Source organism: Clostridium cochlearium (assembly GCF_900187165.1).
Taxonomy (GTDB): Bacteria; Bacillota; Clostridia; order Clostridiales; family Clostridiaceae; genus Clostridium_G; species Clostridium_G cochlearium.
Window position 1 is genome coordinate 2,089,227 of record NZ_LT906477.1, and the last position, 24,158, is coordinate 2,113,384.

At 30.0% G+C, this 24,158-nt stretch carries 23 protein-coding genes and 1 tRNA gene; 5 read left to right on the plus strand and 19 right to left on the minus strand.

Translation table 11 applies throughout. The features are described 5' to 3' along the window. Nucleotides 1-92: 92 nt before the first annotated feature. From CKV72_RS10280 to CKV72_RS10330, 11 genes are all read right to left on the minus strand, one after another. Nucleotides 93-1,577 (minus strand): 4Fe-4S dicluster domain-containing protein, encoded by a 1,485-nt coding sequence (locus CKV72_RS10280; RefSeq protein WP_095178198.1) that lies wholly within the window; start codon nucleotides 1,575-1,577, stop codon nucleotides 93-95. 204 nt (nucleotides 1,578-1,781) lie between these two features. Beyond that, entirely contained in the window at nucleotides 1,782-2,702 is a 921-nt protein-coding gene (locus tag CKV72_RS10285) for a DNA-3-methyladenine glycosylase family protein (RefSeq protein WP_095178199.1), read from the minus strand. A 65-nt stretch (nucleotides 2,703-2,767) separates the two neighbouring features. Beyond that, entirely contained in the window at nucleotides 2,768-4,162 is a 1,395-nt protein-coding gene (gene gltA, locus CKV72_RS10290; RefSeq protein ID WP_095178200.1) for an NADPH-dependent glutamate synthase, read from the minus strand. Beyond that, nucleotides 4,162-5,052 (minus strand): sulfide/dihydroorotate dehydrogenase-like FAD/NAD-binding protein, encoded by an 891-nt coding sequence (locus CKV72_RS10295; RefSeq protein WP_095178201.1) that lies wholly within the window; start codon nucleotides 5,050-5,052, stop codon nucleotides 4,162-4,164. The genes gltA and CKV72_RS10295 overlap by 1 nt, the downstream gene beginning before the upstream one ends. Nucleotides 5,053-5,268: 216 nt before the next feature. Beyond that, nucleotides 5,269-6,438, minus strand: a complete 1,170-nt coding sequence (locus tag CKV72_RS10300) for an iron-containing alcohol dehydrogenase (RefSeq protein WP_095178202.1) — start codon at nucleotides 6,436-6,438, stop codon at nucleotides 5,269-5,271. Between the two features lie 169 nt (nucleotides 6,439-6,607). After that, complete coding sequence (locus CKV72_RS10305; protein WP_089863443.1) at nucleotides 6,608-7,456, minus strand: 3-hydroxybutyryl-CoA dehydrogenase; 849 nt, start codon at nucleotides 7,454-7,456, stop codon at nucleotides 6,608-6,610. 61 nt (nucleotides 7,457-7,517) lie between these two features. Next, a complete protein-coding gene (locus tag CKV72_RS10310) occupies nucleotides 7,518-8,528 on the minus strand; it encodes an electron transfer flavoprotein subunit alpha/FixB family protein (protein ID WP_089863441.1) in 1,011 nt (336 codons plus the stop codon). A 20-nt stretch (nucleotides 8,529-8,548) separates the two neighbouring features. After that, nucleotides 8,549-9,328 (minus strand): electron transfer flavoprotein subunit beta/FixA family protein, encoded by a 780-nt coding sequence (locus CKV72_RS10315; RefSeq protein ID WP_095178203.1) that lies wholly within the window; start codon nucleotides 9,326-9,328, stop codon nucleotides 8,549-8,551. 17 nt (nucleotides 9,329-9,345) lie between these two features. Then, entirely contained in the window at nucleotides 9,346-10,485 is a 1,140-nt protein-coding gene (locus CKV72_RS10320) for an acyl-CoA dehydrogenase (RefSeq protein WP_089863437.1), read from the minus strand. 13 nt (nucleotides 10,486-10,498) lie between these two features. After that, nucleotides 10,499-11,281, minus strand: a complete 783-nt coding sequence (locus CKV72_RS10325) for a short-chain-enoyl-CoA hydratase (protein ID WP_089863435.1) — start codon at nucleotides 11,279-11,281, stop codon at nucleotides 10,499-10,501. A gap of 239 nt (nucleotides 11,282-11,520) precedes the next feature. Beyond that, nucleotides 11,521-12,156, minus strand: a complete 636-nt coding sequence (locus tag CKV72_RS10330; RefSeq protein ID WP_095178204.1) for a redox-sensing transcriptional repressor Rex — start codon at nucleotides 12,154-12,156, stop codon at nucleotides 11,521-11,523. 166 nt (nucleotides 12,157-12,322) lie between these two features. On the opposite strand from CKV72_RS10330, the gene CKV72_RS10335 reads away from it, so the two are divergent. Next, complete coding sequence (locus tag CKV72_RS10335; RefSeq protein WP_095178205.1) at nucleotides 12,323-14,236, plus strand: ABC-F family ATP-binding cassette domain-containing protein; 1,914 nt, start codon at nucleotides 12,323-12,325, stop codon at nucleotides 14,234-14,236. Beyond that, nucleotides 14,214-14,393, plus strand: coding sequence for a hypothetical protein (locus CKV72_RS10340; RefSeq protein ID WP_089863428.1), 180 nt, complete (start codon nucleotides 14,214-14,216; stop codon nucleotides 14,391-14,393). Before CKV72_RS10335 ends, CKV72_RS10340 begins: the two co-directional genes overlap by 23 nt. Before the next feature lie 42 nt (nucleotides 14,394-14,435). Here CKV72_RS10340 and proC read toward each other — a convergent pair whose 3' ends face one another. Both proC and tsaD read right to left on the minus strand, forming a co-directional pair. Then, entirely contained in the window at nucleotides 14,436-15,248 is an 813-nt protein-coding gene (gene proC, locus CKV72_RS10345) for a pyrroline-5-carboxylate reductase (protein ID WP_095178206.1), read from the minus strand. A gap of 16 nt (nucleotides 15,249-15,264) precedes the next feature. Then, on the minus strand, nucleotides 15,265-16,287 hold the full coding sequence (gene tsaD / locus CKV72_RS10350; RefSeq protein WP_095178207.1) for a tRNA (adenosine(37)-N6)-threonylcarbamoyltransferase complex transferase subunit TsaD: 1,023 nt from the start codon (nucleotides 16,285-16,287) through the stop codon (nucleotides 15,265-15,267). A gap of 152 nt (nucleotides 16,288-16,439) precedes the next feature. On the opposite strand from tsaD, the gene CKV72_RS10355 reads away from it, so the two are divergent. Beyond that, nucleotides 16,440-17,054: a RusA family crossover junction endodeoxyribonuclease gene (locus tag CKV72_RS10355; RefSeq protein WP_089863423.1), complete on the plus strand. Its 615-nt coding sequence runs from the start codon at nucleotides 16,440-16,442 to the stop codon at nucleotides 17,052-17,054. A gap of 47 nt (nucleotides 17,055-17,101) precedes the next feature. Here CKV72_RS10355 and CKV72_RS10360 read toward each other — a convergent pair whose 3' ends face one another. Genes CKV72_RS10360 through CKV72_RS10370 form a run of 3 tightly spaced genes read right to left on the minus strand, consistent with a single transcriptional unit; the run spans nucleotide 17,102 to nucleotide 20,199 of the window. Beyond that, complete coding sequence (locus CKV72_RS10360; RefSeq protein ID WP_089863421.1) at nucleotides 17,102-17,473, minus strand: DUF1667 domain-containing protein; 372 nt, start codon at nucleotides 17,471-17,473, stop codon at nucleotides 17,102-17,104. Between the two features lie 2 nt (nucleotides 17,474-17,475). Continuing rightward, nucleotides 17,476-18,741, minus strand: coding sequence for an NAD(P)/FAD-dependent oxidoreductase (locus CKV72_RS10365; RefSeq protein WP_089863419.1), 1,266 nt, complete (start codon nucleotides 18,739-18,741; stop codon nucleotides 17,476-17,478). 18 nt (nucleotides 18,742-18,759) lie between these two features. Further along, nucleotides 18,760-20,199: an NAD(P)/FAD-dependent oxidoreductase gene (locus CKV72_RS10370; RefSeq protein ID WP_095178208.1), complete on the minus strand. Its 1,440-nt coding sequence runs from the start codon at nucleotides 20,197-20,199 to the stop codon at nucleotides 18,760-18,762. A gap of 251 nt (nucleotides 20,200-20,450) precedes the next feature. Here CKV72_RS10370 and CKV72_RS10375 point away from each other — a divergent pair. Further along, nucleotides 20,451-20,526 (plus strand) — tRNA-Trp (locus CKV72_RS10375). A gap of 54 nt (nucleotides 20,527-20,580) precedes the next feature. Here the strand turns inward: CKV72_RS10375 and CKV72_RS10380 are convergent. The 3 genes from CKV72_RS10380 to CKV72_RS10390 are packed head-to-tail and all read right to left on the minus strand — an operon-like array spanning nucleotide 20,581 to nucleotide 22,739. Beyond that, nucleotides 20,581-20,961, minus strand: a complete 381-nt coding sequence (locus CKV72_RS10380) for a zinc ribbon domain-containing protein (protein WP_095178209.1) — start codon at nucleotides 20,959-20,961, stop codon at nucleotides 20,581-20,583. Between the two features lie 17 nt (nucleotides 20,962-20,978). Then, nucleotides 20,979-21,839 (minus strand): hypothetical protein, encoded by an 861-nt coding sequence (locus tag CKV72_RS10385; RefSeq protein WP_089863413.1) that lies wholly within the window; start codon nucleotides 21,837-21,839, stop codon nucleotides 20,979-20,981. 3 nt (nucleotides 21,840-21,842) lie between these two features. Next, nucleotides 21,843-22,739 carry a metal ABC transporter substrate-binding protein gene (locus CKV72_RS10390; protein ID WP_095178210.1) on the minus strand — a complete coding sequence of 299 codons (897 nt, stop codon included), beginning with the start codon at nucleotides 22,737-22,739 and terminating at the stop codon, nucleotides 21,843-21,845. A gap of 152 nt (nucleotides 22,740-22,891) precedes the next feature. Here CKV72_RS10390 and CKV72_RS10395 point away from each other — a divergent pair, with 152 nt between their 5' ends. After that, nucleotides 22,892-24,139, plus strand: coding sequence for an HD-GYP domain-containing protein (locus tag CKV72_RS10395; RefSeq protein ID WP_095178211.1), 1,248 nt, complete (start codon nucleotides 22,892-22,894; stop codon nucleotides 24,137-24,139). Nucleotides 24,140-24,158: the final 19 nt, after the last annotated feature.

Below are 24,158 nucleotides of genomic sequence, written 5' to 3' on the forward strand. Positions count from 1 at the left end.
TGACATATTTATATTTTGCATTTTTAATATAAATATGTCAATAAAAAAAAATATCCTCAAAGAATAAAATACTCTTTGAGGATATTTAAACCCTATCTTTCCATATTAATATTTTTATACTTTTCTAAAGTTTTATTATCTTTTACATCTTTTATTGTAGATGATTTACTAAACTTCATAAGAGGTGCTTTAGTCTTTACGGATGATACCATAGTAGCTGGTCCACCTATACAACCACCTTCACACATCATTCCTTCAATAAAATTTTCAGATAATTTACCTACCTTTGCCATTATCATAGCTCTTTTTATCTCATCTGGTCCACTAGTCCTTATAGGATTAAACTTAATATCCTTTTTATCTTTTATATAGTTTTGTATGGCAGAAACTACCCCACCACCTTTTGCAAAACCTCTTCCATAATTAGATCCATCATTTATTTCTTCTTCTTCATATTCTGCTGGATCTATTTCAAAAGCTCCCATAAGAGCTGCTATCTCTTCAAAGGTCATTACATAATCAACTGCATCACGAATGCCTTCTCTTTTTATTTCACTTTTCTTTGCTGTACAAGGTCCTACAAAAACAACTACTGCATCTTCATGCTCTTTTTTTATCATTCTTCCCATAGCCACCATTGGTGACACTGTATTAGACACATTTGCTAATTGTTCTGGGAACTTTTTCTCTATATATGCTAAAAATCCTGGACAACAAGAAGTTGTCATGTATTTTTCACCATTTTCCATTCTTTCTATGAATTCTTCACTTTCATGAGCAGCTACTGCATCTGCTCCACAAGCTACTTCTAACATATCTTCAAATCCCATTGCTTTGAATGCTTTTTTCATTTGACCTACAGATGTATCCTTCCCAAATTGCCCAGTAATAGCTGGAGCTACCATAGCATATACTTTCTTTTTATTTTTTAATGCCTTTGTTACATTTACTATATAACTTTTATCAGATATAGCACCAAAAGGACACGCTGACATACATGCACCACAATTTATGCACTCTTCTTTATTTATTGTAGCTTTATTATCTTGTAAATTCATTTGAAGTGCTCCTGTCGGACAAGCTTTCCTACAAGGTCTCATAACCTCAGCTATAGCATTATAAGGGCATACTTCTTTACATAGCCCACATTCTTTACAAGTTTCATGATTTATATATGCTTTTCCTGCAGCTCTGTTTATGGATCCTGCAGGACATACTTCCATACATTTATGTTGTAAACATCCTCTACATGCTTCTGTAACAACATATTTATTTATAGGACACTTGTCACAGGCTGCATCTATTACATATATTATTTGATCATCATCTTCAACATGCACAAATTCCTCGGCTACTTGTCCATTAGGTAGGCATCCTGTTGCAAGTTTTGCTCTTTCATAAACTATAGCTCTTTCTTTGTATACACAACATCTATACTCAGCTTTATCACCTTTTATTATATCAAAAGGTATTCTCTCTATATCTTCTTCACCTAATCTATCCTCTAAAGTCATTTTAGCTACTTCTTTTAACACTAAGTATTTTAATTTTTTTAATTGATTTTCAAAAACAATCATTCTATTTAATCCTCCTAAATATAATTAACAAACTAAAATATATTTATGATAAACATATAAAAAATATTTGTTAATTTATTAACAACTATATTATAACAGATATCTTAAAAAAATTAATACACATTTTTCTATATCAGAGTACAAATTAGGTGTTTAAATCTAATTATCTCACTATACATAGCTGTATCGCTTTTTTATTCCTATTTATGATATTATATTATTTTCTCTAGCATAATAAAATAAATATTGTTGAGCAAATCCTGAAAACTCTCCAAACTTTTCTCTGGCAAAATCTCTTATTTTCTTTAAAGATACATCTGGAGCTAAATAAAAATGTTGCATGGCTCTTTTAACCCAAACATCTACAGGGAAGGCAGAATCTTTTCCCATTGAAAAAAGCATTATGCAATCCGCCACCTTTGGACCTATGCCTTTAAAGTTTTGTAACATTTTATGACATTCATCGTCTTCCAATGCTTTTATATAATTTATATCAAACTGTTCATTATATTCAGAACTATCTGTTATGACATTTTTATATATTTTAGACACAGTATCTACAATATATTTACTTCTAAATCCGGTTCCACATTGTTCTACTTCTTCTAAAGAAGCATTACATAATTCCTCTACAGATGGGAAACTATAATATATATTACCTTTATACTCTAATTTCATACCCCATTTTTCACTTATTTTTTCAATAGCTCTCTTTATCATAGGTATTCTATTATTAGCAGAAATAATAAATGAAATTATTATTTCAAAAGGTTCTTGTTTTAGTATTCTTATACCATAGCCATAATCTATAGCTTTTTTCAACAATTTATCCTCACTTAGTATAGTTTTAACTTTAGAATATTCTCTATTTAAGTCAAAATACTCTTTCCAAATATTTTCGAACTCTTCTTCATTTGTATTATATAAAATTACATCATCTTGTTTCTTTTCTACTTCTATTACTTTTCCATAAGCCACTCCTATGTAATTTCCATTTTCTTGTCTATTCCATCTAAAACATTGACCACAATCAAATATATGATTTAATTCAAAATTTTTTACTTTTTTTAAAATTATACCTTGAATCCCATCTTTATTAAAATTATCTACATATTTAAAATCCATAGTAAACCTCCTATATATAATAAGTGTGGAATAAATATTTATTCCACACTTATTATATCACTTTTTTATTTTTCTTCACTATTGCTTAAAAATTCATCTATACCTTTTGCAGCTTTTTTTCCTGCTTCCATAGCTAGTATTACAGTTGCAGCACCGGTTACTACATCGCCTCCAGCAAATACTGCCTTTTTAGTAGTTTCTCCATTTTCATCCTTAGCTACTAAACAACCCCATTTATTAGTTTCTAATCCTTTTGTAGTAGTGGATATTAGCGGATTTGGAGATGTTCCTAAAGCCATTATTACAGTGTCTACTTCTAAAATAAATTCAGATCCCTCAATTTCTACTGGCCTTCTTCTTCCAGATGCATCAGGTTCTCCTAATTCCATCTTTATACACTTCATAGCTTTTACCCATCCATCTTCTCCACCTATAATCTCTACTGGGTTAGTAAGTAAATTAAATATTATGCCCTCTTCTTTTGCATGTTCTACTTCTTCCCTTCTTGCTGGTATCTCTTCATCTGATCTTCTGTATACTATATGAACTTCTGCTCCAAGTCTTCTAGCAGTTCTAGCTGCATCCATAGCAACATTTCCTCCACCTACTACTGCTAACTTTTGCCCTACTTTTATAGGAGTATCATAGTCCTCTCTATAGGCTTTCATAAGATTATTTCTAGTTAAAAATTCATTGGCTGAAAATACTCCATTTAAATTTTCTCCTGGTATTCCCATAAATTTAGGAAGACCTGCTCCTGAACCTATAAATACTGCATCAAAACCTTCTTCATTCATAAGTTCATCTATTGTAACTGTTCTTCCAATTATCACATCTGTTTCGATTTGTACTCCTAGTTTTTTCACATTTTCTATTTCATGTTTTACTACAGTATCCTTTGGTAATCTAAATTCTGGTATACCATATACTAAAACTCCTCCTGGTTCATGTAAAGCCTCAAATATGGTAACATCATACCCAAGTTTAGCTAAATCTCCTGCACAGGTCAAACCTGCAGGACCTGCTCCTACCACTGCAATTTTTTTATCCTTCTTTTCTCCTTTAAAGGATAAATCCACATCATTTTCTCTTGACCAATCTCCTACAAACCTTTCTAGCTTACCAATAGCTATAGGCTCTCCCTTTATACCTAAAATACATCTACCTTCACATTGAGTTTCTTGAGGACATACTCTTCCACATATAGCTGGTAGAGAACTAGCTTCATTAATAACTTTTGCAGCTTCCTCAAATTCTCTATTTTTAACATGTTGTATAAACTTAGGTATATTTATAGATACTGGGCAATTTGGAACACACATTGGATTTTTACAATTAATACATCGTGAAGCTTCTTTAACTGCTTCTTCTTCTGTGTATCCAAGACAAACTTCTTTAAAATTTTTTATTCTTTTTTTAGCATCTTGAACTTTTATAGGAGTTCTCTTAAATTTATCCATTAGTGATCTCCTCCTAATCCCACGTGACATACGTGTCCTTCTTCTCTTTCTTGTTTTTCTAATAATGCTTTACCTTCTTCTGTTTTATACATACCCTGTCTTCTTAAAGCTTCATCAAAATCTACTAAGTGACCATCAAATTCCGGTCCATCTACACAAGTAAATTTAGTTTCACCACCAACAGTTACTCTACAAGCCCCACACATACCTGTTCCATCTACCATTAAAGTATTCAAACTAGCTATAGTTTTTACTCCATATTCTTTTGTAGCTTTAGTTACAAATTTCATCATTATCATAGGTCCTATAGTTACCACTAAATCATATTCTTTATTTTTATTTTCCACTAAATCTTTAAATAAATCTGTTACTAATCCCTTATATCCATAGGAACCATCATCGGTAGCTATATATAGATTACCTGCTTCTTTTTTCATTTCTTCTTCTAAAATTATTAAATCCTTAGTTTTTGCACCAATTATCACATCTGTTTTTACACCTATAGAGTTTAGCCATTTAACTTGAGGATATACCGGTGCTGCTCCTACTCCTCCAGCTATATACAATATATTCTTTTTCCTTAAATCTTCTTCTTTTTCGTATACCAATTCTGAAGGCTGACCTAATGGTCCTGCAAATCCTTCAAAATAATCTCCTATTTCTAGTGATTCCATCTTTTTAGTAGAATTACCTACTACTTGAAATACTATGGTAACTGTTTCTTTATCTGCATCATAATCACATATAGTAAGTGGAATTCTCTCACTTTTTTCATCTACTCTCACTATTACAAATTGTCCTGGTTTAGCTGACTTAGCAATTCTCGGAACATGCACATCCATAAGATAAATATTTGGAGCTAATAATTTTTTCTCTAATATTTTATACATCTGTCTTCCTCCATATTAATTATTATTTCTCATAACACATATGTTTATTATATATAAATTTAATACAAATAATCAACAAATAAAAATTTTGCTTACAAAATTTTTATTTAATGAATAACTAACAGTGAACAATGAATGATTAAGGAAGAAAATCCACCTTAATTGTTCATTATTACTTATTCATTAAACAAAGCTCTCCTAAAGGAGAGCCTTGTTTTAAAAGTCTATATCTTTTCCATAGAATGCATAAGTATACATATTCTTCATTTCTTCTTCATTTATCTTTCTTGGATTTGCTCCCGTACAAGCATCTAATACAGCATTATGTGCCATATATTCAACTTTTCCTTTAAATTCATCTTCAGCTATTCCATATTCTTTTAATGAACTATCTATACCTAATTCTTTATTTAAATTTCTAATAAAGTTTATTAATGAATTTACTAAGTCTTTGTCTGATTTTCCCTCTAACCCTAAATATCTTGCAATGTTTGCATATCTTTCTTCACAAACTTTACTATTAAATTGTATAACATAAGGTAAGAATATTGCATTGGCACAACCATGAGTTATGTCAAATACAGCACCTATTTTATGAGCCATACTATGAGTTATTCCAAGTAATGCATTTGAGAAAGCCATTCCTGCAAGGCATTGAGCTTCATGCATTCTTTCTCTTGCTTCTTTATCTTCTTTAAAGGATTTAATTAGATAATCTTTAACCATTAATATTGCTTGTAATGCTAATGGATCTGTAAAGCTAGTGCTTTCTGTAGCCACATAAGCTTCTATTGCGTGAGTTAAAGCATCCATACCTGTATGAGCAGTAAGTTTAGCTGGCATTGTTTCTGCTAATTCTGGATCTACTATAGCTATATCTGGTGTTAAATTAAAATCTGCTAATGGATATTTTATTTGTTTTTTATAATCTGTTATTACTGAAAAAGCAGTTACTTCAGAAGCTGTTCCACTTGTAGATGGTATGGCTATAAATTTAGCTCTACTTCTTAATTCTGGAAGACTAAGCACCTTCTCAGCAGCTTCTTCAAAAGTTAAATCAGGATGTTCATAAAAAAGCCACATAGCTTTAGCTGCATCAATTGGTGATCCCCCACCTATGGATACTATCCAATCTGGTTCATATTCCCTCATAATTTCTGCACCCTTCATAACTGTTTCTACTGAAGGATCTGGTTCTACACCTTCTATTAATTTGGTTTCTATGCCTGCTTCTTTTAAATAATCCTCTACTTTAGCTAAGAAGCCAAATCTTTTCATTGATCCACCACCGATTACTATAACAGCTTTGTTCCCCTTAATAGATTTTAATACTTCTAATGATCCTTTACCATAATAAATATCTCTTGGAATTGTAAATCTCTTCATAATATTATCCTCCCCATACATGTTTTTCATATTATTTATACTTAAAGTTTATTATTTACATATATAGTCTTTACTATCCATAGGTTCATTTTTGTTCCCTATATTCTCTTAACGTGCCCATATATTGGATATAAAAAGCCATAGGAGTTACCCAATGGCTTTTATTATATTATTTGGAGTAATCGTGGAATCCTTTTTTAGTCTTTCTTCCTAACCATCCAGCTCTTACATATTTTCTTAATAATGAGTGTGCTCTATATTTAGTATCTCCAGTTTCTGTGTATAAAACATCCATTATAGCAAGGCATACATCTAAGCCTATAAGATCTCCTAGTGCTAATGGTCCCATTGGATGATTTGCACCAAGCATCATAGCTTTATCAATATCTTCTGCTGTTGCTATACCCTCAGCATAAATTCCTACTGCTTCATTTATCATTGGAATTAATATTCTATTTACAACGAAACCTGGAGCTTCTGCAACTTCTACAGGATCCTTTCCAATAGCTATTGAAACTTCTTTAACTGCATCAAATGTTTCTTGTGATGTAGCCATTCCTCTTATTATTTCAACAAGTTTCATTACTGGAGCAGGATTGAAAAAGTGCATTCCTATAACTTTATCTGGTCTATTAGTAGCTGTTGCTATTTCAGTTATAGATAATGATGAAGTATTTGAGGATAATATAGCTTCTGGTTTACATATTTTATCTAATTCAGCAAATATTTCTCTTTTTATCTTCATATTTTCTACAGCAGCTTCTACAACTAAATCACAGTCAGCAGCTTTATTTAAATCAACTGTTCCTTCTATTCTACCCATAATTGCATCCATATCTTCTTGAGCCATTTTTCCTTTGGATACACGTTTGGATAATCCTTTTTCTATTCCTTTTATTCCTCTTTCAACAAACTCATCTTTTATATCTCTTAAAACTACTTCATATCCCTTTGCTGCAAATGCTTGAGCTATACCAGCTCCCATTGTTCCAGCGCCAAGTACACATATTTTTTTCATTTTGTTCCCCTCCTAAAGATATTTAAAAAACTTCATATACTAATAAATTTTATTTAATATATTAGTTTTCTTCTTTCTCTTCTTTTAATTTAGCTATTAATTCAGGTACTATCTTATTATAATCCCCAACTAATCCTAAATCTGCAATTTGCATTATTGGAGCAGATTCATCTTTATTTATAGCAATTATATAATCTGAATCTTGCATTCCAGCTAAGTGTTGGATTGCTCCAGATATACCTACTGCTATATAAACCTTTGGTCTTACAGTTTTTCCTGTTTGACCTACTTGGTAATCCTTGTCTAACCATCCATTGTCTATAGCAGCTCTTGATCCTGCTACACTTCCACCAAGAACTTCTGCCAGTTCTTTTAATAGTTCAAAGTTTTCTTTTGATCCTATTCCTCTACCACCAGATACTAAGAATTCAGCTTCTCCTATGTCCATAACATCTTTAGTTATTTTAACAACATCTTCTACTTTTGTTCTTATATCTGACATTTCTAATTTAGCTTCTATCTTTTTAACTTCGCCTTTTCTGCCAGCATCTTTTTTAAGTCTTTCAAAAACTCCAGGTCTAACTGTGGACATTTGTGGTCTATGTTCTCCACAAACTATTGTGGCCATAAGATTTCCACCAAATGCAGGTCTTGTCATTAATAGATTGTTAGTTCCTTCTTCTATGTCAAGTCCTGTACAGTCTGCTGTAAGTCCTGTTCTTAATCTTGCTGCAACTCTTGGTCCTAAATCTCTTCCTATATATGTTGCTCCTACAAGAATTATTTCAGGTTTTTCTTCAGCTACAAGATCACATATAACTTTTGCATATCCATCTGTTGTATAGTGATTTAATAGAGGATTTTGTGCATATATTACCTTATCAGCTCCATATGCTACTAATTCTTCTGCTATACTGTCTATTTTATTTCCTAAAAGAAGAGCTGTTAACTCTACTCCTAGTTTATCTGCAATTTCTCTTCCTTTTCCTAAAAGTTCAAGTGAAACTTTTTGTAATTCACCATCTCTTTGTTCAGCGAATACCCAAACACCTTTGTAATCTGCTATATTCATCTTTTATCCCTCCTATTTTATTAGATATAGTGCTTTTCCTTTAGTTTTGCTACTGCACATTGTGCTGCTTCTTTTGGAGTTAGGTTTACAACTTCACCTTTTCCCTTTGCTTCTTTTGTTGTTGATCTCTTAACTTTTGTTGGAGATCCTTTTAATCCAAGAAGGGACTTATCTACATCTAAAAAGTCTGCATTCCAAACTTTTATTTCTTTATCAAATGCTCCAAATATATGAGCTACGTGCATATATCTTGGTTCATTAAGTTCTTTTATTGCTGTTAAAAGAACAGGTGTTTTTACTCTTATATTTTCGTATCCATCTTCCCAAGCTCTTCTAACTTTTAATTCTTCTCCATCTACTTCAACTTTTTCTACATAAGTAATTTGAGGTAGATCTAAGTTTTCTGCTATTTCAGGTCCAACTTGTGCTGTATCTCCATCAATAGCCTGTCTTCCAGCGAATACTATATCATAGTCTAATTTTTTGATAGCTGCGCTTAGGGCTGTTGATGTAGCTAATGTATCTGCTCCTGCAAAAGCTCTGTCAGATATTAATATAGCTTCATCTGCTCCCATTGATAACGCTTCTCTTAAAACGTCTTCTGCTTGTGCTGGTCCCATTGTTATTACTGTTACCTTTGCACCATTACTTTCTTTTAATTTTAAAGCTTCTTCTAATGCATTTTTATCGTCTGGGTTCATTATTGATGGAACCCCTTCTCTTATAAGTGTTCCTGTTACTGGATCTATTTTAACTTCTGTAGTATCTGGAACTTGCTTTATGCAAACAACTATATTCATGTACTTTGACCTCCTTATTATCTAAATAAGCTTCCTGAAATAACCATTTGTTGAACTTGTGAAGTTCCTTCATATATTTCAGTTATCTTAGCATCTCTCATCATTCTTTCTACTGGATAATCTTTTGTATATCCATATCCACCAAATAATTGAACAACTTTAGTAGTTACATCCATAGCAACATTAGCTGCATGTAATTTTGCCATTGCAGCTTCTACTGAATATGGTAATCCATTTTGTTTTCTCCATGCTGCTTGATAAACTAAAAATCTTGCACTTTCTATTGCAACTTTCATATCTGCCATCATCCAAGATAATCCTTGGAATTTATAAAGTTGTCTTCCGAATTGTTTTCTTTCTTTCATGTATGTTATAGCTTCTTCTAAGGCACCTTGTGCTATTCCCAAAGCTTGAGATGCTATTCCTATTCTTCCTCCATCTAGAGTCTTCATAGCAATTCCAAAGCCTCTTCCTTCTTTACCTACCAAGTTTTCCTTTGGTACCTTAACATCTTCAAAAATAAGTTCTGTTGTTGAAGATGCTCTTATACCCATTTTATCTTCAACTTTTCCTATTGAGAATCCAGGCATTCCCTTTTCAAGTATAAATGCTGATATTCCTCTAGTTCCTTTACTTCTATCAGTCATAGCAAACACTACAAATACATCTGCTACTCCACCATTTGTTATAAATATTTTTGATCCATTTAATAAATAATGGTCTCCCATATCTATTGCTATACTTTGTTGTCCTGCTGCATCTGTTCCTGCATTAGGTTCTGTTAATCCAAAAGCTCCTATTTTTTCTCCCTTTGCTAATGGAACTAAGTATTTTTGTTTTTGTTCTTCTGTTCCATGTTCATATATTAAACTTGCACAAAGAGATGTATGAGCTGATACTATAACTCCTGTTGTTGCACATGCTTTTGATAATTCCTCAACAGCTATGATGTATGATAATACATCTCCACCTGCTCCACCATATTCTTTTGGAATTGGAATACCCATCATACCAAGTTTAGCCATTTTTTCAACGTTTTCCATAGGGAATCTTTCTGTTTCATCAATCTCTGCGGCAATTGGTTTTACTTCATTTTCAGTAAAATCTCTTACCATTTGTCTTACAAATTCTTGTTCTCTAGTTAATGCAAAATTCATTTATTCCTACCTCCTATCTATTTTTGAAGCATTTATCTTTTCTTTTTTCAAGAAATGCTGTCATACCTTCTTTTTGATCTTCTGTAGAGAAGCATTCACCAAATACTTCTGCCTCAAAAGCTATCCCTGTATCTATGTCACATTGTAATCCTCTATTTATAGCTGATTTACATAATTTCACAGCTATAGGGGCATTACTTGCTATCTTATTAGCCATTTTTTTAGCTGTATCTAGAAGTTCATCCTTTTCTACTACCTTATTAACTAATCCTATTCTTAATGCCTCTTCTGCATCGATTATATCTGCTGTATATATTAATTCCTTAGCTACTGCTGGTCCAACTAATCTAGCTAGTCTTTGAGTTCCTCCAAAGCCAGGTGTTATTCCCAAACCAACTTCTGGTTGTCCAAATTTAGCCTTTTCAGAAGCAATTCTTATATCACAAGCCATGGATATTTCGCAACCTCCGCCTAAAGCGAATCCATTAACTGCTGCAATAACTGGTTTTTCTAAGGTTTCCAACTTTCTGAATACTTTATTTCCAAGTGTACCAAATTTTCTACCTTCACTTACAGTAAGATCCTTCATTTCTCCTATATCTGCACCGGCTACAAAAGCTTTTCCTGCCCCTGTAAGCACCACTGCTAATACTTCATCATCTTCTGATAAACAATCAATAGCAGAATCTAGTTCTTTTAGCAGTTCACTATTTAAAGCGTTTAGAGCATTAGGTCTATTAATTGTTAAAACCGCTATTTTACCATCCTTTTCTAGGATAAGATTTTTAAAATCCATAGTATAAATTCCCTCCTACTTTACATGCTTATTAACAAATAACTATTTTATTAATTATTTGTTAATATTATAACAAATACACACAAAAAAAATAACTCCTTTTTCTTAAATATAATTATATACTCTATTCGTTTTATTTTCAATACAAACTTTTACTAAATTTATAATAAATTAAAACTTTCAAATAAAAATAAGGTGCTTGTTATGTTTACAACAAGCACCTTATTTTTATTTGATGACTATCCTTCTTGTTCATTCATCAAATAACTTAATGTTAGTAAGCTTTCACTTAAATGTACATTTTCAACAAAGACTTCCTCTGGAACCTTTAGATCTACAGGAGCAAAATTCCATATTCCTTTTACATTATTTCTAGTTAAAATATCACATACTTTTTGAGCGCTTCTACTAGGGACACATATAATTCCAATATCGATATTATTCTCTTTTAGATAATCTTCTAAAGTATCTATATCTTTTATTTCTATATCTCTTATTTTTAGTCCTACTAGTTTAGGATTTATATCAAAAATACTTTCTAATTTAAATCCAAGTTTTTCAAATTTATTATAGTTGGCTACTGCCTGACCTATATTTCCACCACCTAGGATAATACATTTGTATTCTTTAGTTAATCCTAATATATTGCTTATTTGAGCATGAAGCTCCTTTACATTGTATCCATATCCTTGTTGCCCAAAGTCGCCAAAACAATTAAAATCTTGTCTTATCTGTGATGCTGTAAATCCTATCTTTTTGCTAAGTTCCTTAGAGGAAATCCTATCTACTTCATTTTTCAACAGCTCTTCTAGATACCTATGATATTTAGGTAACCTCTTTATAACAGCCATAGAAATATTTCTTTTTTTATCCATAGTTCACCTCTTAAGTTTAATACCATATTTTTTATAGTTACTAACTGATTATATATTTTATCACAATATATGATTTCATACTATCTAATTATAACAAATTTAAAATACCTCTACAAAATTTTATTTTTACATAGTAGAATATTATAGGTGAGAGGTGAATAAGTAAATGATTATTTTAAGTTGTAAAAACCTTAGCAAAAGTTATGGTATAGATAATATTTTACATAATATATCTTTTAACATAAAAGATGGCGAAAAGGTAGGTTTAATAGGACCTAATGGCTCTGGAAAATCTACATTATTAAAAATATTAGCTAATGAATTAGATTATGATGCTGGTGAAATTTTTGTAGAAAAGAATAAAAAAATTGGATATCTTCCTCAACATTATTCTATAGAATCTTCCAAAACTATATATAACGAAATGTTATGTGTATTTAAAAATCTTATAGACTTAGAGAAAAAAATATCAGAGTTAGAAGAAAAAATGAATGAGCCTTATGATGCTTCTAATGCAGAATATCATGATAAAATTATCAAAAATTATACAACTGCTGTAGAAACATACACTTTAAGAGGTGGATATACTTATAGAGGTGAAATTAATAGAGTTCTAACTGGATTGGGATTTGAAGAAAGTGATTTTCATACTCCTGTAAATATATTAAGTGGAGGGCAAAAAACTCGTTTAGCTCTCTGTAAATTATTACTTGTAAATCCAGATATATTACTATTAGATGAACCTACAAACCATCTAGATTTAGATGCTATAGAATGGTTGGAAGAATATTTAAAAAATCATAAAGGAACTTTGCTAATAATTTCCCACGATAGATACTTTTTAGACTCTGTTACTAATAAGACTATGGAAATTTGTAACAACCAATTTAAATCTTTTGATGGAAATTATACAAAGTTTATGGAATTTAAAAAGAAAGATTATGAAGCTCAGTTGAAAGCTTACTCAGCTCAACAAGCTGAAATCAAAAGACAAGAAGAAATTATAGAAAGATATAGATCTTTTAATAGAGAAAAGAGTATACGAGCTGCAGAAAGTAGACAAAAGGCTCTAGATAAGATAGATAAAATTGATAAACCTATAATGTATTCTAATAGTGCAAAAATAAAATTTAAAGCTTCAATTAAAAGTGGTAATGATGTTCTTCATATAGAAGATTTAGCTAAAAGCTTTGATGACGTAAAACTCTTTAATAATATTAACTTAGATATAAAAAGAGGCGATAAATCTGCTTTAATAGGAGAAAATGGTCGAGGTAAAACCACTCTTTTTAAGATAATAATGGACAAAATATCTGCAGATAAAGGTAAAAAAGTATTAGGCAGAAATGTATTTATAGGATACTATGATCAAGAACAATCTGATTTAGATCCTAATAAGACAATAATAGATGAAGTTTGGGACGCTTTTCCTAATATGACTACTACAGAAGTTAGGAATGCCTTAGCTGCATTTCTATTTACTGGTGATGATGTATTTAAAGAAATATCTAAACTTAGTGGTGGGGAAAAATGTAGAATAAATCTTTTAAAATTAATGCTATCTAAGGCTAACTTTTTACTTCTAGATGAACCTACAAATCATTTAGATATAGTATCAAGGGAAGCCTTGGAAGATGCTATTTTAAATTATGATGGAACTGTTCTTGTAATTTCCCATGATAGATATTTCTTAAACAAAGTTATAGATAAAATATATGAACTAAAAGAAGACGAAATCAAGGAATATTTAGGTAACTATAGCTACTATATAGAAAAAAAGAAAAATCCATCTAGATTTGAATCCTTAGAAGAAAATGAAGGTATGACTAAAACTCAGATTAAAATAGAGAAAAAGAAGAAACGTGAAGCAGAAAAAGAACAAAAACAAATTAAATTAAAAGCTAAAAATATAGAAGAATTAATTGCCTCTAAAGAAAATGAACTATTAAAACTTCAAGAAAAATTATGCTTAGAAGAAGTCTATTCTAATCCTGAAAAATCTCAAGAAGTAAACTTAAAAATACTGGAAATAGAAAAATCCCTAGAAGAACTTTACAATGAATGGGAAAACTACCTATAATGAACAGCTAACAATTATTCATTTAGTTGGTTCCATAACCATTTTAATAGGGGTTTATTTTACAAATTATTTAAGTTCAAATAGTGATAAAAATTTATGTTGTAAAAAAAATACTAACTTAGATGTATCAAAAGAAAAAAGAATTATACCAAAATGATTTAATTCATTTTGGTATAACTCTTTTTCTCATGCTTAAAATTTACTTTCTTTTAGACATTTCACGAGTTTTATCAGTACATTTTCTCATTGCTTCCATTATGGTTCCTCTAAAATTATTTTTTTCTAAAGAGTATACTGCCTCTATTGTAGTTCCTGCTGGTGAACATACCCTGTCTTTTAATTCTCCTGGATGTTCTCCTGTTTCCAATACCATTTTTGCTGCTCCTAGTACAGATTGTGCTGCCATTTTATATGCCTTATCTCTAGGAACACCATCTAATACGGCTCCATCTGCTAAAGCTTCTATAAACATATACACGTAAGCTGGTGAAGAGCCACTTATAGCTGGTATTGCATCCATAAGATCTTCTTCTATTATTTCTACTTTACCAAAGCTTTTGAAAATATTCACTACATCTTCTAAATCATTTTCTGTAATTAATTCGTTATAGCATATAGCACTCATACCTTCCCCTACTAAAGCAGGAGTATTTGGCATAGTTCTGATTATTTTTAACTTCTTTTCAAATGATTCTTCTACATAATCTATAGTTATGCCTGCTCCTATAACAACTATTATCACATCTTTTTTTACGTAATCTTTTATTCCTTGTATAACTTCTCCATACTTATTAGGTTTAACCGCTAAAATAATTATATCTGAGTTCTCTGCTACCTCTTTATTATCTTTTGAAATATTTACATTAAACTTTTCTTTTATGTATTTTAGTTTTTCCTCATCTTTATCACTTACAAATACATTTTCTCCAAAAACTATTTTAGAACTAACAATTCCTGTAATCATAGCCTGTGCCATATTTCCACAACCTATAAGTCCTATATTTTTTTTCATATGTATCCCCTCCATTTTATTTATTTAATTTTAAATTTGGTATAGCATTTAATTTTAAATCTGAAAATTCACCTTTTAAAAATTGAAAATAAGCTGCACTTCCTATCATTGCTGCATTATCTGTGCATAATTTAATGCTTGGAAACAGTATCTTTATATTTCTCTTTTTTCCTTCTTCAACTATTGTATCCCTAAGGCAAGAGTTTGCAGCTACTCCACCTGCCACTGCTATTCTATCTACTTTTTTTATATTAGCAGCTTCCATAGTGTTATCTACTAGGAAGTCAACTACTGCTTTTTGAAAAGATGCTGCTACATCTGCTCTATTTACTTCTTCTTTTTTCATTTCCATAGTGTTTAAATAATTTAAAACCGATGATTTAAGTCCACTAAAGGAAAAATCTAATGTATTTTCTTCATGAAACTTAGCCCTTGGAAACTTTATAGCATCTTTGTTACCTTCTTTAGATAATTTATCTATTTTAGGTCCTCCAGGATATCCTAATCCTATAGCTCTTGCTACTTTATCATAAGCTTCTCCTGCTGCATCATCTCTAGTTTCTCCCATTATTTCATACTCTCCATAGTTTTTAACATACACTATAAAAGTATTACCTCCAGAAACCACAAGACATAAGAAAGGTGGTTCTAAATCTTTATGTTGAATATAATTTGCACTTATATGACCTTCTATATGGTTAACCCCTATTAATGGTTTATTTAATGCATAAGATAGCCCTTTAGCATATTGTAATCCAACCAATAATGCTCCTACTAATCCTGGTCCATAAGTCACAGCTATAGCATCCAATTCTTCATAGTCTACATTAGCTTCTTCTATAGCCTGTTGAACCACTAAAGAAATTGCCTCTATATGTTTTCTAGATGCTACCTCTGGCACTACTCCTCCAAATTTTTTATGTATATCTATTTGAGATGAAATCACATTAGATAAAACTTCTCTACCATTGACCACTACCGCTGCTGATGTTTCATCACAACTACTCTCAATAGCTAATATTTTTATATCTTTTCCCATAAAATTTATACCTCACTTAAACTGTTGTTTAATTTACTTAAAAAATTGTACTCTAAAATAATATGCTATATAATTATATATAATTATCAATAATAATTATACTTTAATAGTATATTCTAATCAATGACTGTTAAAAATATGGGTGGTTTTATATGAATAATTACGCAAAAATAATAGTAAAAGGATCTCCTATTACAAAATCTAATTTTAAACTTTTTAATCTTCAGGGCAGAGCCATACTCCCTTATAATTCTGGTAAATACCATGATAGATATGCTGTATATGAACAAGAAATTGCTTATGAAGCTAGAATGCAAAATCCAAATATAATACTATCTGAATCTTTAATCGCCGTATTAAGGGTGTATTATAAAAGCAAAAAAAGACATCCTGATACTATTAATATCACTAAAAGCATATTTGATGGTATAGAAAAAAGCGGACTTATAATTAATGATGCCCAAGTTCGAAAGATAATAGTAGAAGAATTTTATGATAGAGAAAACCCAAGATTTGAACTAGAACTTTTTGGTGAAAGTTCTTATTGCATAGATTACAATATAAAAAAAAGAGAATCTAATTTAAAGACTGTTGAATATGGTCCTCCTCCCAATTCTAAATCTAAAACTTCTTTAAAAGTGAATAAAGAAATTCTCGATAAAAATTCTTGTTCTATCTGTGGTAAGAAAATTACTAATAATGATTGTTTTTCTGCTAATAAGGGTACTATGAAAATATGTAAAGAGTGCTTTAAAAAATCTTTTTAAAGCACTCTTTGTATATTTAAATATATTGTTGTATGTGGATATCTAAATTAAACAGCTTTCTTTTTTATAGTTCTTGTAGCTATTATATCTACACCTGTATCACATACGTTTTCTACAATTACATCTCCTATTTTAACTGGAGCTTTTACTACTAATCCCTTTAGTGACTTCATGCATTCACTTATTTTACTTTTAGGTATATCCTCTTTAGTTTTTACAGGTAGTATCTCTATTTCTCCATCTTCTATATAAACTGATGATGTAACTATTCTTGTAGGATTAGTACATTCTTTCTTAGCATAATTTAATCCTATTCCACAGTTATTTCCTTTAACATCTATAACTTCTCCATTTTCTAGCTTAACAGTTAAATTACATCCCATAGGACAGCCTATGCAAGTTAGAATTCTTTCTTCCATAACTATTCCTCCTCTACTTTCACAGTAATTTTCTTGCAGCTAGGATATTTTTCTAACATAGCTTTTGTTATTCTTACTTCTTCCATTTCACCTGGAGTAAGTATTCTTTTCTTTATTTTAAATTCTCTATTATCATCAAAATAAACTGATATATAATTATTAGTATATACATTTCCCACTCTAAATCTTACATGTATAAAATCTTCTACATTTTCAGGATTTATATACTTAGGTACTGTGTATCTTACTCCACCTTCAGCTACTACCTCTATAGCATTGTTACTATTCCTAACTTTATTTCCCATTATATAGTTAACTGCATTTTTTCCAGCTACATGACTTTCCATACTAACATTATCAACTAAATCATGAACATGTAATACATTACCGCAAGCAAAAATTCCTTCTTGATTAGTTTCAAAGCTTTCATTAACTACAGGTCCATTAGTAATTCTTGATAATTCCACATTTGATTTTTTAGATAGTTCATTTTCAGGTATTAATCCTACTGAAAGAAGTAAGGTATCACAAGGTATATATTCCTCTGTTCCCTCTATAGGTCTTCTATTTTCATCTACCTTAGCAATAGTAACTCCTTCTAATCTTTCTTTTCCTTTAATATCTATAACTGTATGACTTAGTTTAAGAGGTATTCCAAAATCATCCAAGCATTGAACTATATTTCTCTTTAGTCCTCCAGAGTAAGGCATAAGTTCAACTACTGCTTTAACATTTGCTCCTTCAAGTGTCATTCTTCTAGCCATTATAAGTCCAATATCTCCTGAACCTAAAATAACAACTTCTTTTCCTGGCATATATCCATCTATATTAACAAATTTTTGAGCTGTTCCAGCTGTAAATATACCTGCACATCTACTTCCAGGAATGTTTAAGGCTCCTCTTGGTCTTTCTCTACAGCCCATAGCAAGTATTACTGATTTTGCTTTTATTTGTATAATACCTTCATCTTTATTTACTGCAGTTATTATTTTATCTTCTGTTAAATCTATAACCATAGTATTTAATTTATAAGGAATATTTAATTCTTCTACTTTGTCTATATATCTTTGAGCATATTCTGGTCCTGTAAGTTCTTCTTTAAAAGTGTGCAATCCAAAACCATTGTGTATACATTGGTTTAATATACCTCCTAACACACTATCTCTTTCTAATATTACAATGTTGTCCATTCCTTCTTCTTTTGCTGATATTGCAGCAGCAAGACCAGCAGGGCCCCCACCAATAATTACTATATCATATTCTTGCATTAAGATCCCTCCACGCTTTTATATATTATCCTTGTTTCTGCCACCAATAATAAGTTGTGATTTTCCACCAAACTTTGTTACATCCTTTGGTAGTTTTTCTAATTCTCTTGATAGTATATCAACTAATTTAGGAGTACAAAAGCCTGCTTGACATCTTCCAGCTCCTGCTCTACTTCTTCTCTTAACTCCATCTAGATCCCTAGCACCTAGTGGCCTTCTTATTGCATCTACGATTTCCGCTTCAGTAACCATTTCACATCTGCAGACAATATTTCCATATAAAGGATTTTCCTTCACTGCCTCTTCTCTCTCTTCATTAGTCATGTCTTCGAATCTCTTAAGAATTTCTCTTCTTGGATTAAATTTATCATTCTTTTCTGGTGAAAGTTTTTCTACTACTATATCTTCTACCATTTCAGCTATAGCTGGAGCACTAGATAGTCCTGGGGATTCTATAGCCGCAACATTTATAAAGTTTTTAGCGTCTTCTGCTTCCCCTATAATAAAATCTCCAGTATGTCCTTTTGCTCTTAATCCACTAAATGATGTTATTATAAAAGATGTAGGTACTTCTTTTATACTCATTTTAGCCTTGTCCAAAATATAGTCTAAGGATTCCTTATCTGTTGTCAAATCTTCTTTATCTTCAATATCTAATGCGTTTGGTCCTACAAGTAAATTACCGTCCACTGTAGGTGTAACAAGCACTCCTTTTCCAAGTTTAGTTGGCAATTGGAATATAGTTCTTGAAACTGTATCCCCAACCATTTTATCAAATAGGCAGTATTCTCCCTTTCTTGGAGTTATTTTTATTTTATTTTCGCTTACCATATTATTAATTTTGTCCGCATAAACTCCAGCTGCATTTATAACTATTTTGCTTTCTAAATTTCCATTATTGGTTTCTATAATATACTTATTTTCTTTTTTTACTATATTTTTAACTTCAGTATTTAGTTTAAATTCTACACCATTTGTATAAGCATTTTCTGCAAAAGCTATGTTGGCTCTAAATGGACACATAATGCCACCAGATGGTAAATGTAAAGATGCAACTACATAGTCAGATAAATTAGGCTCTAATTTTAATGTTTCTTCTCTATTTAATATTTCCATGCCAGGTACGCCATTTTTTTCTCCTTGTTCTTTCAACAACTTTAACTTATCTAAATCCTTTTCATCAAAGCATAAAACTAGAGAGCCAGTTCTCTTAAAAGGGAAATCTAATTCCTTTGAAAGTTTTTCATACATAGCATTTCCCTTTACGTTTAATTTAGCTTTTAAAGTTCCAGGTTTTGGATCCTCTCCTGGGTGAACTATAGCACTATTAGCTTTAGAAGTTCCCATTCCTATATCATTACATCTTTCTAAAACACAAGTATTTAACTTATACTTAGATAATTCTCTAGCTATTGCACTTCCTGTTATACCAGCTCCAATAATTACAACATCGTACATAAATAAACCTCCCTATTTTAAAATAAAAAAAGAGCTCAAACCTAAGGTTCCTTTTTAAAACCTTAAAATTTGGCTCTCTTATACTCCGCCATATATATCTCTTTTAATTACCTTTATTGTAGCATTAATTTAGAATTATTTCAAGAATTATTAAAAAACTCTTTGTGTAAAATTATCCCCTTTCTATTTTACTTTTTTAGAAATAATAGTTGACCATACGTTAAGTATATGCTATAATCATTATTGTTCATAGGGGTATAGCTCAATTGGTAGAGTAGCGGTCTCCAAAACCGTTGGTTGTGGGTTCGATTCCTACTGCCCCTGCCAAAAAAGGTCGGTATTTACACCGACCTTTTTTTATTTTAATTTATCAATTAATCACTAATCCATTTTATTACCACAATGTGGACAATATCTAAAATTTGATTGCACTACATTATTGCAATTACCGCAAATCTTTTCATTGGCATTTCCATATGAATTTATTTGTTGTAAATCCTTATCTTTAATATCTATATCTTCATTATTCTCTAAATCCTCACCTAAATTATTAGGTATAGCAAAAACCGAATTACAACATCTAGATATTAAAAAGTATCGTTTATCCCATTTGAATATGGGAATAAAGAAAATATGAAACACCTTATTTACCTTGATTAATTTATAAGTGGTCATATTTCCACAAGCTTTACATACTAAATTCTGCACTAACTTTATATCTTTTTTTCTTTCATCTATGCCAAATATGCCGATAAAAAACATGGTATTCTCCCTTCTAACTATCTAAACAAGCTAAATTTTTTTACAAATATTATTCCTATAGAAAGTGGTAAGATTATTAAATTCCAAAGTATACTTCCTATATTAAAAATAACTATACTTCTTATTAACTGTAAAATTGCTACTCCTATAGCTATTCTTGCATATGGACTATGCCCAATTTTGAATCTTCTATAAAATTCCTGTCCAAAAAAACTTGCTATAGTAGTAAATCCCACTATAAAAAACAAGAAAAATACTAATGTTATAAAAGGAACTAATACGACACCTAAAATAGATAATATCAAAGTTAAAATTATTACAATAAGGCTTAATATAGCCAAGTATCCATACATTACTCCTCTTACTATATTTTCTTTTACTAAGTAGTTCATCATAAAATTTATATTTATAGACATAAAATAATATACAATACAGCAACAAATGCTTAAAAATACAAATGACCAAATAAATTTGTAATTCATATTATATCCACCATTCATATTTGCATTTTTAAGCTTTTCTGTTATTTTAGGTGATTTAAATATTTGACGTTCCTTACCAATTATTTGACTATTTTGTCCTTTTATTATCTCTCCAAAAAGAGTTGTTGTATTTTTACTTACCTTGCCATTTACATATATATTTCCACCAATTGCTAGAGCACTACCCTTTACCTCTCCATTTATATATATATCTCCACCAATGCACACTAAATTTGATTTTTTAGTTTCGTCTAACTGTACATAAATATGCTGTCCTATTTTGAAATTTTCTTTTGATAAAATAGATTTATCTCCCATTGATGTAATTGCTAGAATGGCAATTATAAATATTAAAGTTATTATTAAACCCAACTTATTTTTCTTAATTTTATTCATAATTTATACCTCTCTTAGAATTTTTAAATCATACTTTAGTGTATCTATATAATTAGCATTTTCATTTAAAAATAAGACCCTTATAGGTTTTATTTTATAAGTGTTTATAAACTCCTCATATTCTTTATATTTTTCCACATCATTGTATAAAAATATAACATTACTCTCATCCTTTGATTTTTCTAATAGTAAATGATTTTCATCTTTATTCGTATTCAATTTTATAGAATTAATCCCTAAATATCTGGTAAAATACTCTAAATCTTCCTCTCCATAATATACAGTATATTCTTTTAACTTTATTTTAACATCACTTGCCATTTTTTCTAATAATGATAATTCTTTAATTTCTTGTTGAAAGTTTTCTTCATAGTAATCTCTATTTTTAGGATCTTTATCTTGTATTGAATTTTTTATATTTAGCAAAGCTATTTTATAATTATCTATATTCATCCAATAATATGGATTTCGTAATATATTATTTCCATTATGCTTTTTCTCCTTTGTATAGTTTATTAAATTAATACCTCTAGATATGTTTATTACTCCTACTTTATTTTTATCTAATTTAGAAGTAAATTCATTAAACCATGGTTCTACATCGAGTCCATTATAAATAAATAGATCTTCTTTACTTACACTATTTAAGTTGTCTTTTGTAGCTTTAAAATTTCTTTCCATATTTCTATCCTTAAAAATGTACTCTACAAAATGTCTTTCTCCAGTTATTTTTCTTGTCATATAATATAATAATTTATCCGTAACAACTATACCCAAGTTTTGATTTTCAAGTTTATCCACAGTTAATACTCCTGCGGGATTGTACTCTTCCTTTGAAAAGCAACCTGAAAATATAAACATAATAATTATTAAAGTTATAAATCTATAAATTTTTTTCAATGCTTTCACCTCTTAAAACAATAAAGCCAATCCAATTTAAATATATTCTACATAATATATTATTCTATTGCAAACTAATAATTATTTAATATTTAATTGGTTATTTAGTTATGATAGAATATACTTGTTAAAAGTAAAATTGAGGTGAAAATATGGATATAGATCTAAATAATGTACTACTTTCCCTTTCTATAGCTTTAGACTTAGCCGAATCAAGCTCTGTATGTGATATGGGAATAGTGGAAAACCATACAAATGTAAATTATTCAAAACATGAATTTATATATCATTCTCAAAAAACAGCTTATATTGCATTAGAAATTGCAAAAGATCTTCAACTATCAGAACATAGGAAGAAAATATTATATGTTTCTTCTTTGCTTCATGATATAGGTGCCGCTTCCTTCTTAAGTTCTAGTCATTCTAGTAATAAATTTATGTATAAACATTGTGTAGATGGTTCAAAAGTCTTAAAAGATTTTCCTTTTTTTCCCGAAGTATCTAAAATAGTTTTATTTCATCACGAAAATTATGATGGAAGTGGCTGTTTGAAACTAAAGGGAGAAAATATTCCATTAGAAAGTCAAATAATTAGGCTTTCTGATCTATTGGAGTTAATATTTTCACCTAATAAGCCTATATCTTCTCAAAAAGATTATTTAATTAATTATGTAAATAATATTACTCCAAAGATTATAGCTCCTAAAGTTGCAAAAAGCTTTTTAAAATGTGCTAAAAAGGATTACTTTTGGTTAAATCTTAAGAATTCCTTTTCTTTTAATTTTGTGCTAGATTCAATATCTCCTAACTTAAATGTAAATATGGACTTAAAAAAATTTGAATCCATTGCCTATATTTTTTCTAACATAATAGATAGTAAGAGTGTATTTACAGCTAAACATTCTAAAAATATTAGTGAATTGGCTTATAATACAGCAAAATACTTAAACTATTCAGAAGAAAAATGTTTGAAAATGAAAATTGCAGGATTACTTCATGATATAGGTAAATTAGCTATTCCAACTAAAATATTGGATAAAAGAGCTTCCCTTACTGAAGAAGAATTTTATTTAATGAAATCTCATGTATATTATACTAAGGTAATATTAAATAGAATAAATAATATAGAGGATATTGCCGCTTGGGCTTCTAATCATCATGAAAAACTAAATGGTAAAGGATATGTTATGGGATATACTGCTAAAGACTTAGATGAGGAATCTCGAATACTAGCCGTATGCGATATATATCAAGCTTTAACTGAGGAAAGACCTTATAAAAAAGCTTTCTCTAATGAAAAAGCTTTTTCTATAATAAATGAAATGGGAAATAATAATCTTATATGCAAAAATGCAATTAACTCTTTTAAACACAGTATAGGATTAAATGATAATATATAAAATAAAGGCGGGAATTTAT

Coding starts and splice junctions, on each gene's coding strand:
- CKV72_RS10280 (WP_095178198.1), bottom strand. CDS start 1,577: ATGATTGTTTTTGAAAATCAATTAAAAAAATTAAAATACTTAGTGTTA.
- CKV72_RS10285 (WP_095178199.1), bottom strand. CDS start 2,702: ATGGATTTTAAATATGTAGATAATTTTAATAAAGATGGGATTCAAGGT.
- gltA (WP_095178200.1), bottom strand. CDS start 4,162: ATGGATAAATTTAAGAGAACTCCTATAAAAGTTCAAGATGCTAAAAAA.
- CKV72_RS10295 (WP_095178201.1), bottom strand. CDS start 5,052: ATGTATAAAATATTAGAGAAAAAATTATTAGCTCCAAATATTTATCTT.
- CKV72_RS10300 (WP_095178202.1), bottom strand. CDS start 6,438: ATGAAGAGATTTACAATTCCAAGAGATATTTATTATGGTAAAGGATCA.
- CKV72_RS10305 (WP_089863443.1), bottom strand. CDS start 7,456: ATGAAAAAAATATGTGTACTTGGCGCTGGAACAATGGGAGCTGGTATA.
- CKV72_RS10310 (WP_089863441.1), bottom strand. CDS start 8,528: ATGAATATAGCAGATTACAAAGGTGTTTGGGTATTCGCTGAACAAAGA.
- CKV72_RS10315 (WP_095178203.1), bottom strand. CDS start 9,328: ATGAATATAGTTGTTTGCATAAAGCAAGTTCCAGATACTACAGAAGTT.
- CKV72_RS10320 (WP_089863437.1), bottom strand. CDS start 10,485: ATGAATTTTGCATTAACTAGAGAACAAGAATTTGTAAGACAAATGGTA.
- CKV72_RS10325 (WP_089863435.1), bottom strand. CDS start 11,281: ATGGATTTTAAAAATCTTATCCTAGAAAAGGATGGTAAAATAGCGGTT.
- CKV72_RS10330 (WP_095178204.1), bottom strand. CDS start 12,156: ATGGATAAAAAAAGAAATATTTCTATGGCTGTTATAAAGAGGTTACCT.
- CKV72_RS10335 (WP_095178205.1), top strand. CDS start 12,323: ATGATTATTTTAAGTTGTAAAAACCTTAGCAAAAGTTATGGTATAGAT.
- CKV72_RS10340 (WP_089863428.1), top strand. CDS start 14,214: ATGAATGGGAAAACTACCTATAATGAACAGCTAACAATTATTCATTTA.
- proC (WP_095178206.1), bottom strand. CDS start 15,248: ATGAAAAAAAATATAGGACTTATAGGTTGTGGAAATATGGCACAGGCT.
- tsaD (WP_095178207.1), bottom strand. CDS start 16,287: ATGGGAAAAGATATAAAAATATTAGCTATTGAGAGTAGTTGTGATGAA.
- CKV72_RS10355 (WP_089863423.1), top strand. CDS start 16,440: ATGAATAATTACGCAAAAATAATAGTAAAAGGATCTCCTATTACAAAA.
- CKV72_RS10360 (WP_089863421.1), bottom strand. CDS start 17,473: ATGGAAGAAAGAATTCTAACTTGCATAGGCTGTCCTATGGGATGTAAT.
- CKV72_RS10365 (WP_089863419.1), bottom strand. CDS start 18,741: ATGCAAGAATATGATATAGTAATTATTGGTGGGGGCCCTGCTGGTCTT.
- CKV72_RS10370 (WP_095178208.1), bottom strand. CDS start 20,199: ATGTACGATGTTGTAATTATTGGAGCTGGTATAACAGGAAGTGCAATA.
- CKV72_RS10380 (WP_095178209.1), bottom strand. CDS start 20,961: ATGTTTTTTATCGGCATATTTGGCATAGATGAAAGAAAAAAAGATATA.
- CKV72_RS10385 (WP_089863413.1), bottom strand. CDS start 21,839: ATGAATAAAATTAAGAAAAATAAGTTGGGTTTAATAATAACTTTAATA.
- CKV72_RS10395 (WP_095178211.1), top strand. CDS start 22,892: ATGGATATAGATCTAAATAATGTACTACTTTCCCTTTCTATAGCTTTA.